The sequence below is a fragment of the Pseudomonas sp. Marseille-Q8238 genome (genome assembly GCF_965111915.1).
This window is the reverse complement of the sequence record NZ_CBCOPI010000001.1, coordinates 1,403,606-1,416,438: the sequence shown is the minus strand read 5'-3', so window position 1 is coordinate 1,416,438 and position 12,833 is coordinate 1,403,606. Positions and strand designations below refer to the sequence as shown.

Below are 12,833 nucleotides of genomic sequence, written 5' to 3'. Positions count from 1 at the left end.
TAGGTTATCCACCATACCTGTGGATAACCTTGTGCACAGATTATTGATGAGCCGGGCAAACGCCCACGCCATGGGGCCTCGCTACAGATCGGGCACTTTTTGTTCAGGTTAAAAATTCATTCTAAATCAATCAGTTAAATTGACATACAGAGCCACGTAAGGCGTAACCCCGGAAGAGCTTCTGGTAACCCCGGCAATGTGCATAACCGTAACACCACACCGCTCGCCCATCCCTGAATGAGACCCTGCAGTCAAGTGTCCGTTCGCCAGAAACGACAACGCCCCGACAAGGCGGGGCGTTGCTGGGCCAGCGCTACCTGTTACTTGGCAGCAGCGGCCGGATCCTTGATCGCCAACAGTTCGAGCTCGAATACCAGAACCGAATTCGCCGGAATGGTCGGGCTCGGGCTCTGATCGCCATAGGCCAGCTCGCTCGGGATGTACAGTTTGTATTTCTCGCCAACGTGCATCAGTTGCAGGCCTTCGACCCAACCCGGGATCACACCGCTGACAGGCAGATCGATCGGGCTGCCGCGCTCAACCGAGCTGTCGAAGACGGTGCCATCGGTCAGCTTGCCTTCGTAGTGAACGGTCACCACGTCAGTTGCCTTGGGCTGAGCGCCATCGGCCTTCTTCAGTACTTCGTACTGCAGGCCGGAAGCCGTGGTCGTCACGCCTTCTTTCTTGGCATTTTCTTCGAGGAACTTCTTGCCAGCCTTGGCCGACTCTTCGTTCAGAGCTTGCATGCGCTGCTCGGCACGCTGCTGCAGGAAGGTGAAGGCTTCAACCAGCTCTTCATCCTTGAGTTTCTGCTCTTTCTTACCCAGGGCATCTTCAATGCCTTGAGACATCGCTTTCGGGTCAAGGTCTTCAATACCTTGCTGAGACAGGCTCTTGCCCATGTTCAGACCGATACCATAAGACGCTTTCTGCGCCGGGGTCTTCAGTTCGACCGTGGAAGTGGACGAACTGGAAGTTTGCGAATCACACCCGGCCAGTACCAGGCCCACCAGCGCAACCGCCGCCGCTAAACGATGTTGTTTCATGCTTGATCCTTGTTGGGATGCCCTGAGGCTATCGGTGAAAGCGCGAGCTTATCAGGCTGCGGCGATCAATGGCTACGGCATAGGAGCCGGCCAGACACGATAAGTTCAGGAGTGCCCGGAGGTTTTTCAGCTGGCTGGGCAAGCCTGCAAAAGCATCGGGCAAAAGGCGAGATGTGTCGTGAATGGAGATGCTGCCAAGGGCCCGGGAAAAGGCTGATGGCTTTTCTGCGGGCATTAAAAAAGCGGCCATTGGCCGCTTTCTTGTTGCTTCCGGGTGTTCAGTGGGCCCTGGAAGCTAAATATGGCGCAGCGGACGGGACTCGAACCCGCGACCCCCGGCGTGACAGGCCGGTATTCTAACCGACTGAACTACCGCTGCGCGTAACCTCGCGAGATGGTGGGTGATGACGGGATCGAACCGCCGACCCTCTGCTTGTAAGGCAGATGCTCTCCCGGCTGAGCTAATCACCCTTCACTCTCGAAGTGGGGCGCATTCTAGAGTTCGATCCGAACCTTGGCAAGCTCTTTTTCAAAAAAAATTATCAGCAGTTCCAAAGGCTTAGGAGAATGGGGGTAACTCGTCACTTTCCGCCGGTGAAGACTCGACTGCGACTTGGACATTCTGCCCCGGGAGAGAATAATGCGCGCTTTGCGCAATTGGAGTGTCACCCCTCATGTGGTTCCGCAACCTGCTTGTCTATCGCCTGACCCAGGACGTGCCGTTCGATGCCGAAGCCCTGGAGGCTGCATTGGCCACCAAACTGGCCCGTTCGTGCGCCAGCCAGGAACTGACCACCTACGGGTTCATCGCGCCGTTCGGCAAGGGTGAGGATGCCCCGCTGGTACATGTCAGCGGTGATTTCCTGCTGGTCGCCGCGCGCAAGGAAGAACGCATCCTGCCGGGTAGCGTGGTACGCGACGCCCTGAAGGAAAAGGTCGACGAGATCGAAGCCGAGCAAATGCGCAAGGTCTATAAAAAGGAGCGCGACCAGCTCAAGGATGAAATCATCCAGGCCTTCCTGCCACGCGCCTTCGTACGCCGTTCCGCCACCTTCGCCGCCATTGCACCCAAACTGGGCCTGATCCTGGTCGACTCGGCCAGCGCCAAGCGTGCCGAAGACCTGCTCTCGACCCTGCGCGAAGTGCTCGGCTCGCTGCCAGTACGCCCGCTGACGGTGAAGATGGCACCTACCGCCACCATGACCGATTGGGTCAAATCGCAGAAAGCCGCTCCGGACTTCTTCGTCCTCGACGAATGCGAACTGCGTGACACCGCCGAAGATGGCGGCGTGGTCCGCTGCAAGCGCCAGGACCTGACCAGCGAGGAAATTCAGCTGCACCTGTCTACCGGCAAGCTGGTGACCCAACTGGCCCTGGCCTGGCAGGACAAGCTGTCGTTCATGCTCGACGACAAGCTGGTGATCAAGCGCCTGCGCTTCGAAGACCTGCTGCAGGACCAAGCAGCGCAGGACGGTGGCGAAGACGCCCTCGGCCAACTGGACGCCAGCTTCATGCTGATGATGCTGACCTTCAGCGACTTCCTTCCGGCGCTGTTCGAAGCCCTCGGTGGTGAAGAAATCCCGCAGGGTATCTAATGCCGGCATGACGACTGCCTGGGCCGCGCCTCCGCGCGCACGCCCTGCGCAGTCGCGCTCCCAGAGCAAGGACGACCTTGCCACTCCATAGAGTGATCACCGCGGGACGGCCCCATTACCTGTGCACGCCATGGAGGTGGCCTATGTCCTGGATCATCCTGTTTTTCGCCGGCTTGTTCGAAGTCGCCTGGGCCGTTGGCCTGAAGTACACCGACGGTTTTACCCGCCTCGTTCCAACCCTGCTCACGGTAAGCGCCATGATTGTCAGCCTGACCCTGCTCGGTTTGGCGATGAGGGAGCTGCCTCTGGGGACGGCGTATGCCATCTGGACCGGCGTCGGCGCGGTGGGAACGGTCATCGTCGGAATCATCCTGTTCGGCGAATCCATGGCGCCGTTGCGCCTGCTCAGTGTTGCCCTGATCGTGACCGGCCTTCTGGGGCTGAAACTCAGCACCTGAGTGAATGACATGAAAAAGCCCGCCAATCGGCGGGCCTTTTATTCAAGGCTGGATCAGCGCAAAGTGCCGCGCAGCTGACTTACCTGCTCCTGCAACACCTGCCGCCCGGTTTCCGCCGGCAAGGGCTGCCCGGCAATCAAGGTGACTCGCGACCAGAAGCGGCGGAACAGCCCCTTGGACGGATCGCGGCTGAAGAAGCTCCCCCACAGCCCCTGCAAGGCCATGGGAATCACCGGCACCGGCGTAGTTGCCAGAATGCGCTCCACTCCCGCCTTGAACTCGTCGATCTCACCCGTGGTGGTCAGCTTGCCCTCGGGGAAGATACACACCACTTCACCATCGGCCAGGTACTGGGCAATGCGCGCGAAGGCCTGCTCGAACACTTGCGGGTCTTCGTTGCGTCCGGCAATCGGCACGGTACCGGCCGTGCGGAAGATGAAGTTGAGTACCGGCAGGCGGTAGATCTTGTAGTACATGACGAAACGGATCGGCCGCCGTACCGCACCACCGATCAGCAAGGCATCGACAAACGACACGTGGTTGCATACCAGCACCGCCGCCCCCTCGTCCGGGATGACATCCAGCCCTTCATGGCGCACCCGATACAACGAATGGCTGAGCAGCCAGATGAGGAAGCGCATGGTGAATTCGGGCACGATCTTGAAGATGTAGGTGTTCACCGCGATGTTCATCAGCGAGACCACCAGGAACAACTCAGGGATCGACAGACCGGCAACATTCAACAGCAGCATGGCGACCAGCGCCGCCACCACCATGAACAAGGCGTTGAGGATGTTGTTGGCAGCGATGACCCGCGCCCGCTCATGGGCCACCGTGCGCGACTGGATCAACGCGTACAGCGGCACGATGTAGAAGCCGCCAAAGATGCCGATACCGAGGATGTCCGCCAGCAACCACCAGGCCTGGCCCTGCTCCAGCAACGTCAGCCACGTATAAGGTTCGCTCGCCTGCGGGAAGCCGCCCGCGTGCCACCAGAGCAGGATGCCGAATACGGTCATGCCGATCGAGCCGAACGGTACCAGGCCGATTTCCACCTTGCGTCCGGAGAGCCGTTCGCAGAGTACCGAGCCCAGGGCGATACCCACCGAGAACACGGTGAGGATCAGGGTGATAACGCTCTTGTCCCCGTGCAGCAGCTCCTTGGCAAAAGCCGGCATCTGCGCCAGGTAGATCGAGCCCAAGAACCAGAACCAGGAGTTGCCGAGCAGCGAGCGCGATACCGCAGGGCGCTGCCCCAGCCCCAAGCGCACGGTGCTCCAGGTCTGGCGGAAGATATTCCAGTCCAGCGTCAGCTCGGGCATGGCCGCATGCACCCGTGGGATGCTGCGACTGGCCAGGTAGCCCAGGCAGGCGACCACCATGATCGCGGCAGAAATCATGCCGGCGGAATGGCTGGCAGACATGATCACCCCGGCACCGATGGTTCCGGCGAGAATGGCCAGGAACGTGCCCATCTCCACCAGGGCGTTGCCGCCGACCAGTTCTTCTTCACGCAAGGTCGCGGGCAGGATCGAATACTTCACCGGACCGAACAGCGCCGAGTGCGTACCCATGCAGAACAATGCCAGCAACAGCAACGGCAGACTGTTGAGGAAGAAGCCCACAGCCCCGACCAGCATGATCCCGATTTCAGCCAGCTTGATTGCCCGAATTAGTGCGTCCTTGGCGAACTTCTCGCCGAACTGACCACCGAGCGCGGAAAACAGAAAAAACGGCAGGATGAACAGCATGTGGCAGAGATTGACCAGCAGATTGCCCTTATCGGCATCGAACGCCAGGCCGAACAGCACGACAAAGATCAGTCCCTGCTTGAATACATTGTCATTGAAGGCGCCCAGCAATTGCGTCACGAAGAACGGCAGGAAGCGCCGTGTGCGCAGCAGGGCGAATTGCGATTGTTGGGTCATCGTCCATGTACCTGGCGGTCAGCAGAAGTAGCGGGATTATCCCGCAGTCCGGGGCCGAATCGTGGCCCGTAGTAGACGTGGATTGCAAGACACGGGCAGAAGTCACATGCGCCGCGTCACCTAAATAGGTAATTGACCCAAGACCCACCGCAATAAAAAGAACACCAGCAAACCTCCACCGATAGTCGCCAGCAGGTGCCGCGTCAGCGCGGCGATGACAATGGTCGCCAGGCCGGCCATCAAGTACGCGTTATCCAGAGTCAGCTCAAGGTGCTCGCCACCGGGCAGCAGCATGCCGGGCACGACAATGGCCGTCAGCACGGCAGTCGGCACGTAGTGCAAGGCCTGACGAACCAGCGGCGGGAAACTCAGCGAAGGAAAGGCCAGCAGGCTGTAGCGGATCAGAAAGGTCACCAGCGCCATCGCCCCGATCAACAACCAGATGTTCATCGAGCGCTCTCCACTACTGCGTCCCGTTGCTCCAACCAGACACCCACGACGATTCCCGCCATGGCAGCGGCCAACAGGCCAAGCTTGTACGGCAATGCATGGCAAATCAGGGCGACCGCGCCGGCAACCAGCGCCGCCGCCAGTTGTGGTCGTGTGCGCAATGCAGGCACCACAATACCGATGAAGGTTGCCAGCATGGCGAAGTCCAACCCCCAGGCAGCCAGGCTTGGCATCGCCTGGCCAAACAACACGCCCAGCAGCGAGGAGCCGATCCAGCACAGGTACAAGGCCAGTGCGGCACCGGCGTGATACCACTGACCATCGACACCGCAGCCATGTGCCAGATAGCGTCGCTGCACCAGCGCGAAGGTTTCATCGGTCAGCCCGAACGCCAGCACCACCCGCCAGCGCTGGGCCAGATGAGCGATGTGCGGCTGCAGCGAGGCGCTGTACAGCACATGTCGCACGTTGACGATCAAGGTGGTGAACACGATCACCCATACGCCCGCCCCTGCCACCAACAAGCTGATGGCGATGAACTGTGCGGAACCCGCGTACACCAGTATCGACATGCCCAACGCCTGGGCCAGACTCAAGCCGGCCACACTGGCCAATGTGCCGAAAATCACGCCAAACGGCACTATGCCAACGATCATCGGGATGCTGTCACGAGCCCCCTGAACAAATAACTGCAAACGAGACATACCACTCCTCCGGCTGGCCAATCCAGTGACGCAACCTGACGGCGTATTGAACGATCTTGCTCAGTCAGCGAGGAACACGTCCACCCGCTCCTTGCCCTTGCCAATGTTCTTGCGCTTCAGACGCAACCTTCCCACCTCGCCAGTCGCGCGTGGGTGCGTACCGCCGCAGGCCATCTGCGCGAACTCATCCACTCGCCAAAAGCGCCGCTGGGCGGCCTCATCGGAGAAGTCACAGACTATTGGCCGATCCTCAGCCACCAACCTGGCGGTTTCAGCCTCGATCTCGGTAAACAGCGAGCTGATGTTCTCGTCCAGGTGAAAGTCGATACGCGCCTTGTCCGGCGCGATATGCGCGCCAATACGCTCGATGCCCGGCCTTGATCGGTAGATGAGCTGCAGCACCATTTCAGCCGCGAAATGCAGGCGCATCAGGCGATAACGACGCGCCCAATCGATAACTTGCAGCACGGGCTGTCCGACCTGCAAGCCGTGCCCTTCCGCGAGGCGGTAACGAATGTCCAGGCCGTCCTTGCGCGCCTCCAGCACCGGCAGGTCGTTCAGTGAGCCGGCATCGCTTTCCTGCCCGCCAGAGAAGGCAAAGAAGATCGTCGACTCCAGCCCCACCTCGTTGCCCTCAACCCAGGCAATACTGGTGTTTAGCTGTGTCTGATAGGGGTCTTGCCAGAATAGTTTGTGGGTCATGCCGAGCATCCTGAGCTGATGGCTACAGGCTAGCTGACTCAGGCGCGTGGAATATTGAACGATCTTGCGCAGGCGTTGCGGTATTCACCCGGCCCCACCCCGTAGGCCTGTTTGAACTGACGACTCAGGTGGCTCTGGTCGGCGAAGCCCAGCTGCATGGCCACTGCCAGCGCTGTGCAGCCTTCCCTCAACAATGCCCGGGCCTGCTCCAGACGCCGCTGTTTGAGCCAGGCATGCGGAGGCAAGCCGGTGGCACGGCGGAATACCCGGGCGAAGTGGAAAGGCGAAAGATTGACCTGCGCCGCCAACTGCTCCAGCGAAGGCGGATCAGACAACTGGCTGCCGAGCAGCTCCTTGGCCCGCGCCACAGCCTGCGGTTCACGCCCGGCGGCGGGCAGCTCGGGAATACGCGCATAGCGCTGGAACAGTGCGAGAATCGCCTCGCGCCAGGCCGTCTGCTGCTGCAAGGCACTGGCACCGCTCTCCAACAGAAGATGCAAACCGGTGAAAGCCTGATGCAAGGTCGCATCCTGCAGCACACTGAGGCCGAAAGAAGGCAACCCACGCTGACCCAGCTCAAGCTCATCGAGGACGCCGGTAACCTTGGCGATCTCCGGGTAGAACGCTCGATAGCGCCACCCTTCCTCATGCGCCTTGGAGCCGGTGTGCACCTCATCCGGGTTGATCAGCACCATGCTGCCGACCGGTGCCAGATGTTCGCTTCCACGGTGGTGGAAACGCTGGCAACCGTGCTCGATCATGGTGAACACGAACCCTTCGTGCACATGTGGGGCGAAGCGCTGATCAATGTAGCGCGCGTGCAGCAATTCGACTCCGGCCAGGGCATCCGCCTGCCAGAAACGCGTCTGCTCGCGCGCCCGCGTCATCTTCGATCAGGCGCCAAAGCGCGCCTCGAGCTGCTGCCGGACCTGTGGCCACTCGCGGTCGGTGACGCTAAACATCACGGTATCGTCGAGACGACCGTCGGCCAGTCGTCGATGGTTACGCAACACGCCTTCGCGCTGGGCGCCAATCTTGGCGATCGCAGCTTGCGAGCGCAGGTTGCTCGCTGCCGTTTTCAGTTGCACGCGCACCAGTTGCCACTCCTCGAAGGCGTGGCGCAGCAACAGGTACTTGATCGAGGTGTTGAGTCCGGTGCCGTGCTGGGCCGCATCCAGCCAGGTCCAGCCGATCTCGGCAGCAGGCAGCTGCTTGTTGAAGTCAGCAAACCGGGTGGTGCCGATCACCTTACCCGACAGGCGAATGGTAAAAACCACGGCACGCTGCTCGGCCTGGTCAGCCAGCGCAGCGCGGTACCAATCCGGACGCAGTGGACCATCCATGTATTGCAGCTGCTCGCGGTTGGCCTCAGCCAGGGCCAGCAGGTCCGGCAGATCAGCTTCAGCGAGCGGCTCGAGGCGCAAGGCTCCCTGCTGCAGGACGGTAGATTGCGGCTCGAACATCGATAAACTCCGAAAAAAACTGATTATACGGCCAACAATGGGAGTAGTGGCGCAACAGACGCTCAAACGCTTTGCGACCATGGTCGGCCTGACGCGCGACGATACGCGTGCGAGACTACTCCAATGGCTGCCTAACAGGCGGTGATGATTGGTTCTGCCGGGTGTTCGACAACACCTACCCTTGGAGTCTGCATGTTTCTTTCCGGCGGGCTGATCGCCCTGGTCGCCCTGATCTACATGGCCACCCTCTTCGCCATCGCCTTCTATGGCGACCGTCGACGTGCACCGCTGCCGCCACGGGCGCGCGCCTGGATCTACAGCCTGTCGCTGGCCGTTTACTGCACCAGCTGGACCTTCTTCGGCGCCGTGGGCCAGGCGGCCGGCCAGTTGTGGTCATTTCTGCCCATCTACCTCGGACCGATTCTGCTGCTGTTGTTCGCCCCCTGGGTGCTGCAGAAGATGGTGATGATCAGTAAACAGGAGAACATCACCTCCATTGCCGACTTCATTGCCGCCCGTTATGGCAAATCACAGTCACTGGCCGTTGTCGTCGCGCTGATCTGCCTGGTCGGCATACTCCCGTACATCGCGCTGCAACTGAAAGGCATCGTGCTCGGCGTCAACCTGCTGATCGGCGCCACGCCCGGCGTCAGCAGTGGCCAGGACACCGCGTTGATCGTCTCGCTGGCCCTGGCCCTGTTCACCGTGCTGTTCGGCACGCGCAACCTCGATGTCACCGAACACCACCGCGGCATGGTTCTGGCCATCGCCTTCGAGTCGCTGGTCAAGCTGCTGGCCTTCATGGCTGTCGGCATATTCGTCACCTGGGGCCTTTATGACGGCTTCAGCGACTTGCACCGACAGGCCATACAGGCGCCTGAACTGCAGGAGTTCTGGGCGGAAGCAGTGAATTGGCCGGCCATGCTGGTGCAGACCGGCCTGGCCATGGCGGCCATCGTCTGCCTGCCGCGCCAGTTCCACGTCACCGTGGTGGAGAACAACGACCCGAAAGACCTGCGCCTCGCGCGCTGGGTGTTCCCAGCCTATCTATTACTGGCCTCCCTGTTCGTCATCCCCATTGCCTTGGCCGGTCAGCTACTGCTCCCCGCAGGCGTGCAACCGGACTCCTTCGTCATCAACCTGCCACTGGCCGAAGCGCATCCCTCGCTGGCGCTACTGGCCTTCATCGGCGGCGCCTCAGCGGCCACCGGCATGGTGATCGTGGCCTCGGTCGCCCTGTCGACCATGATCTCCAACGACATGCTGCTGCCTGCGCTGCTGCGCCGGCAAAGCGCCGAGCGCCCGTTCGAGGCCTTCCGCCACTGGATGCTCAGCGCCCGCCGGGTCAGCATCGTCGTGATCCTGCTGCTGGCATATGTGTGCTACCGCCTGCTAGGCCCCAACGCCAGCCTGGCCACCATCGGCCAATTGTCGTTCGCCGCCATCGGCCAACTGGTGCCGGCCATGTTCGGCGCCCTGATGTGGAAGCAAGCCAACCGCCGCGGCGTGTTCGCCGGGCTCGCCGCTGGCTGCACACTGTGGTTCTACACCCTGGTATTGCCCCTGGTCGCTGGCGGCCTGCGCTGGTCGCTGGATAGCTTCCCGCTGCTGCCAGAGCTGCTGTATTACCCCGTCGGCATCGAGATCGACCCACTGACCCGCGGCGTGTTGCTGTCGTTGTTCGGCAACTTCCTGCTATTCGCCTGGGTGTCCTGGTTCTCCCGCACCCGAGTCTCCGAACATTGGCAGGCCGGGCGTTTCATCGGCCAGGAAATCGCCGCCCGCGAAGGCAACCGCAACCCGTTGGCCGTCCAAGTCGCCGACCTGATGGAACTGGCGGCACGCTTCGTCGGCGAGGATCGCGCCCGACAAAGCTTCGTGCGCTTCTCCTACCAGCAGGACAAGCCCTTCACCCCCAACCAGAACGCCGACAACGAGTGGATCGCCCACACCGAGCGCCTGCTCGCCGGTGTGCTCGGCGCCTCCAGCACCCGCGCCGTGGTGCGCGCGGCCATCGAAGGCCGCGATATGCAGGTCGAGGATGTGGTGCGCATCGTCGACGAAGCCTCCGAGGTGCTGCAGTTCAACCGCGCCCTGCTGCAGGGCGCCATCGAGAACATCACCCAGGGCATCAGCGTGGTCGACCAGTCGTTGCGCCTGGTTGCCTGGAACCACCGCTACCTGGAGCTGTTCGGCTATCCCGAAGGCTTGATCAGTGTTGGCCGGCCAATCGCCGACATCATCCGCTATAACGCCGAGCGCGGCCTGTGCGGCCCCGGCGATGTCGACGGCCATGTGGCCAAGCGCCTGTACTGGATGCGCCAGGGCAAGCAGCACACCTCCGAGCGCCTGTTTCCCAATGGCCGGGTCATCGAGCTGATCGGCAACCCCATGCCCGGCGGCGGCTTCGTCATGAGCTTCACCGACATCACCGCCTTCCGCGAAGCCGAACAAGCGCTAAAGGATGCCAACGAAGGCCTGGAACAGCGCGTAGACGAACGTACCCGCGAGCTGTCGCAACTGAACCAGGCCCTGGGCGAAGCCAAGGGCACGGCCGAAGCCGCCAACCAATCGAAGACCCGCTTCCTCGCCGCCGTCAGCCATGACCTGATGCAGCCTCTGAATGCCGCCCGCCTGTTCTCCGCCGCCCTCTCCCACCAAGCCGAGGCATTGCCCAACGAGGCGCAGGAGCTGGTTCGCCACCTGGACAGCTCGCTGCGCTCCGCCGAAGACCTTATCACCGATCTGCTGGATATCTCGCGCCTGGAAAATGGCCGCATCACCCCCGACCTAAGTGCCTTCCCGCTGAGCACCCTGTTCGAGGCCCTGGGCGCTGAGTTCAAGGCACTGGCCCAAGAGCAGCGGGTCGACTTCCGTCTCCTTTCGAGCGACCTGCGCATCGAGAGCGACCCCAAACTGCTGCGTCGGGTGCTGCAGAACTTCCTGACCAATGCCTTCCGTTACGCCAAGGGGCACGTACTGCTCGGTGTGCGCCGCGAGGGACGCAACCTGCGCCTGGAAGTCTGGGACCGCGGCCCCGGCATCCCCGAAGACAAGCGCAAGGTGATCTTCGAAGAGTTCAAACGCCTGGACAGCCACCAGACCCGCGCCGAAAAGGGCCTGGGGTTGGGCCTGGCGATTGCCGACGGCTTGTGCCGGGTACTCGGCCATCGCCTGGAGGTCCGTTCGTGGCCCGGCAAGGGCAGCGTGTTCAGCGTCAGCGTACCACTCGCCCGCCACCCAGCCGTCAGCGCCCCGCGCCTGGTCAGCGAAACCAACGGCCATGTTCTCAGTGGCGCCCAGGTGCTGTGCATCGACAACGAGGACAGCATCCTCACCGGCATGCACAGCCTGCTCTCGCGCTGGGGCTGCCAGGTGTGGACCGCGCGCAATCGCCTGGAGTGCGAGCACCTGCTGGACGAAGACGTCCGCCCGCAACTGGCGCTGATCGACTACCACCTGGATGAAGGCGACACCGGCACCGAACTGATGGCCTGGCTGCGCACACGCATGGGCGAGCCCTTGCCCGGCGTGGTGATCAGCGCTGACGGGCGCCCGGAATTGATCGCCGCCGTGCATGCCGCCGGCCTCGACTACCTGGCCAAACCGGTCAAACCGGCTGCCTTGCGTGCCTTGATCAGCCGCCATCTGAGTTTGAGCTGACCACTTCAAGATCAAATTATTCGATTGTTTGTCGGGATTTTTTGCGCTTTTAATTCAATAAACCAAGATAGATCATGCCTGCCATACCCCGGCGTCACCGCGCCCTCAGAGGACCACGAGCATGATCGACATTCGCCCCTTCGACTCCCTCGGCCACGAGGACCATGGCTGGCTGAATGCACGCCACCATTTCTCCTTCGCCAACTATCGCGACCCGCAGCGCGACCACTGGGGTCAACTGCGCGTGTGGAACGACGATGAAATCGCCGCAAACAGCGGCTTTCCGCCCCACCCGCATCGCGACATGGAAATCATCACCTATATCCGTGAAGGTGCGATCAGCCACCGCGACAACCTGGGAAACCAGGGCCGCACCGAGGCGGGTGACGTCCAGGTCATGAGCGCCGGGACTGGCATCGCCCACTCCGAATACAACCAGGAAGACGTGACCTGCCGGCTCTTCCAGATCTGGATCATTCCGGACCAGGATGGTCAGGCACCTTCGTGGGGTACCAAGCCATTCCCCAAAGGCGAACGCGCCGGCCAGTTCGTGGTGCTCGCCAGCGGCCATGAAGCAGATAGCGATGCCCTGCGTATCCGTGCCGATGCCCGTCTGGTAGCGGCGACTCTGCAGGCCGGGCAGACGGCCGAGTATCCATTGGGGCGGCTACGCAAGGCCTATCTGGTCGCGGCCAAGGGAGCGATTGAGGTCAACGGCGTACCGGCTGCCGAACGCGACGGCGTAGCCATTGCCGAGGAAGAGCTCGTGCGCGTGACTGCGCTGCAGGACAGCGAAGTGATCCTGGTCGACGTGGCCTAGGGCG

11 protein-coding genes and 2 tRNA genes are annotated in these 12,833 nt (G+C 61.8%); 4 read left to right on the top strand and 9 right to left on the bottom strand.

Annotated elements, in window-relative coordinates:
• Positions 1 to 320 precede the first annotated feature (320 nt).
• The 3 genes from ACWPW0_RS06505 to ACWPW0_RS06495 all read right to left on the bottom strand — a co-directional run bounded on the left by ACWPW0_RS06505 (position 321) and on the right by ACWPW0_RS06495 (position 1,517).
• Entirely contained in the window at positions 321 to 1,046 is a 726-nt protein-coding gene (locus ACWPW0_RS06505) for an FKBP-type peptidyl-prolyl cis-trans isomerase (RefSeq protein ID WP_447590232.1), read from the bottom strand.
• Positions 1,047 to 1,348: 302 nt separating this feature from the next.
• Positions 1,349 to 1,425: transfer RNA gene (locus tag ACWPW0_RS06500), tRNA-Asp, on the bottom strand.
• Positions 1,426 to 1,441: 16 nt separating this feature from the next.
• A tRNA-Val gene (locus ACWPW0_RS06495) sits at positions 1,442 to 1,517 on the bottom strand.
• Between the two features lie 203 nt (positions 1,518 to 1,720).
• On the opposite strand from ACWPW0_RS06495, the gene rdgC reads away from it, so the two are divergent.
• Together rdgC and sugE are read left to right on the top strand one after the other, a co-directional pair.
• The gene (rdgC, locus tag ACWPW0_RS06490; protein WP_447590230.1) at positions 1,721 to 2,641 is read left to right on the top strand and encodes a recombination-associated protein RdgC; all 921 of its coding nucleotides are present in this window, start codon (positions 1,721 to 1,723) and stop codon (positions 2,639 to 2,641) included.
• 143 nt (positions 2,642 to 2,784) lie between these two features.
• A complete protein-coding gene (sugE, locus tag ACWPW0_RS06485; RefSeq protein ID WP_447590229.1) occupies positions 2,785 to 3,099 on the top strand; it encodes a quaternary ammonium compound efflux SMR transporter SugE in 315 nt (104 codons plus the stop codon).
• Between the two features lie 53 nt (positions 3,100 to 3,152).
• Here sugE and ACWPW0_RS06480 read toward each other — a convergent pair whose 3' ends face one another.
• From ACWPW0_RS06480 to ACWPW0_RS06455, 6 genes are all read right to left on the bottom strand, one after another.
• Positions 3,153 to 5,027 carry an MFS transporter gene (locus ACWPW0_RS06480; RefSeq protein ID WP_454254785.1) on the bottom strand — a complete coding sequence of 625 codons (1,875 nt, stop codon included), beginning with the start codon at positions 5,025 to 5,027 and terminating at the stop codon, positions 3,153 to 3,155.
• A gap of 120 nt (positions 5,028 to 5,147) precedes the next feature.
• The gene (locus tag ACWPW0_RS06475) at positions 5,148 to 5,477 is read right to left on the bottom strand and encodes an AzlD domain-containing protein (protein WP_454254784.1); all 330 of its coding nucleotides are present in this window, start codon (positions 5,475 to 5,477) and stop codon (positions 5,148 to 5,150) included.
• Positions 5,474 to 6,181, bottom strand: a complete 708-nt coding sequence (locus ACWPW0_RS06470) for an AzlC family ABC transporter permease (protein WP_454254783.1) — start codon at positions 6,179 to 6,181, stop codon at positions 5,474 to 5,476. The genes ACWPW0_RS06475 and ACWPW0_RS06470 overlap by 4 nt, the downstream gene beginning before the upstream one ends.
• A 60-nt stretch (positions 6,182 to 6,241) precedes the next feature.
• Positions 6,242 to 6,883, bottom strand: a complete 642-nt coding sequence (locus tag ACWPW0_RS06465; RefSeq protein ID WP_454254782.1) for an alanyl-tRNA editing protein — start codon at positions 6,881 to 6,883, stop codon at positions 6,242 to 6,244.
• Between the two features lie 38 nt (positions 6,884 to 6,921).
• The gene (locus ACWPW0_RS06460) at positions 6,922 to 7,770 is read right to left on the bottom strand and encodes an AraC family transcriptional regulator (protein ID WP_454254781.1); all 849 of its coding nucleotides are present in this window, start codon (positions 7,768 to 7,770) and stop codon (positions 6,922 to 6,924) included.
• Positions 7,771 to 7,776: 6 nt separating this feature from the next.
• Positions 7,777 to 8,346 carry a GNAT family N-acetyltransferase gene (locus ACWPW0_RS06455; RefSeq protein WP_447590217.1) on the bottom strand — a complete coding sequence of 190 codons (570 nt, stop codon included), beginning with the start codon at positions 8,344 to 8,346 and terminating at the stop codon, positions 7,777 to 7,779.
• 192 nt (positions 8,347 to 8,538) lie between these two features.
• Here ACWPW0_RS06455 and ACWPW0_RS06450 point away from each other — a divergent pair, with 192 nt between their 5' ends.
• Positions 8,539 to 12,009, top strand: a complete 3,471-nt coding sequence (locus tag ACWPW0_RS06450; protein WP_447590215.1) for a hybrid sensor histidine kinase/response regulator — start codon at positions 8,539 to 8,541, stop codon at positions 12,007 to 12,009.
• 121 nt (positions 12,010 to 12,130) lie between these two features.
• A complete protein-coding gene (locus ACWPW0_RS06445; RefSeq protein ID WP_454254780.1) occupies positions 12,131 to 12,829 on the top strand; it encodes a pirin family protein in 699 nt (232 codons plus the stop codon).
• Positions 12,830 to 12,833 lie beyond the last annotated feature (4 nt).

Excerpts from the sequence above, each read along its gene's own strand:
- ACWPW0_RS06505 (WP_447590232.1), bottom strand. The coding sequence starts at position 1,046 with ATGAAACAACATCGTTTAGCGGCGGCGGTTGCGCTGGTGGGCCTGGTA.
- rdgC (WP_447590230.1), top strand. The coding sequence starts at position 1,721 with ATGTGGTTCCGCAACCTGCTTGTCTATCGCCTGACCCAGGACGTGCCG.
- sugE (WP_447590229.1), top strand. The coding sequence starts at position 2,785 with ATGTCCTGGATCATCCTGTTTTTCGCCGGCTTGTTCGAAGTCGCCTGG.
- ACWPW0_RS06480 (WP_454254785.1), bottom strand. The coding sequence starts at position 5,027 with ATGACCCAACAATCGCAATTCGCCCTGCTGCGCACACGGCGCTTCCTG.
- ACWPW0_RS06475 (WP_454254784.1), bottom strand. The coding sequence starts at position 5,477 with ATGAACATCTGGTTGTTGATCGGGGCGATGGCGCTGGTGACCTTTCTG.
- ACWPW0_RS06470 (WP_454254783.1), bottom strand. The coding sequence starts at position 6,181 with ATGTCTCGTTTGCAGTTATTTGTTCAGGGGGCTCGTGACAGCATCCCG.
- ACWPW0_RS06465 (WP_454254782.1), bottom strand. The coding sequence starts at position 6,883 with ATGACCCACAAACTATTCTGGCAAGACCCCTATCAGACACAGCTAAAC.
- ACWPW0_RS06460 (WP_454254781.1), bottom strand. The coding sequence starts at position 7,770 with ATGACGCGGGCGCGCGAGCAGACGCGTTTCTGGCAGGCGGATGCCCTG.
- ACWPW0_RS06455 (WP_447590217.1), bottom strand. The coding sequence starts at position 8,346 with ATGTTCGAGCCGCAATCTACCGTCCTGCAGCAGGGAGCCTTGCGCCTC.
- ACWPW0_RS06450 (WP_447590215.1), top strand. The coding sequence starts at position 8,539 with ATGTTTCTTTCCGGCGGGCTGATCGCCCTGGTCGCCCTGATCTACATG.
- ACWPW0_RS06445 (WP_454254780.1), top strand. The coding sequence starts at position 12,131 with ATGATCGACATTCGCCCCTTCGACTCCCTCGGCCACGAGGACCATGGC.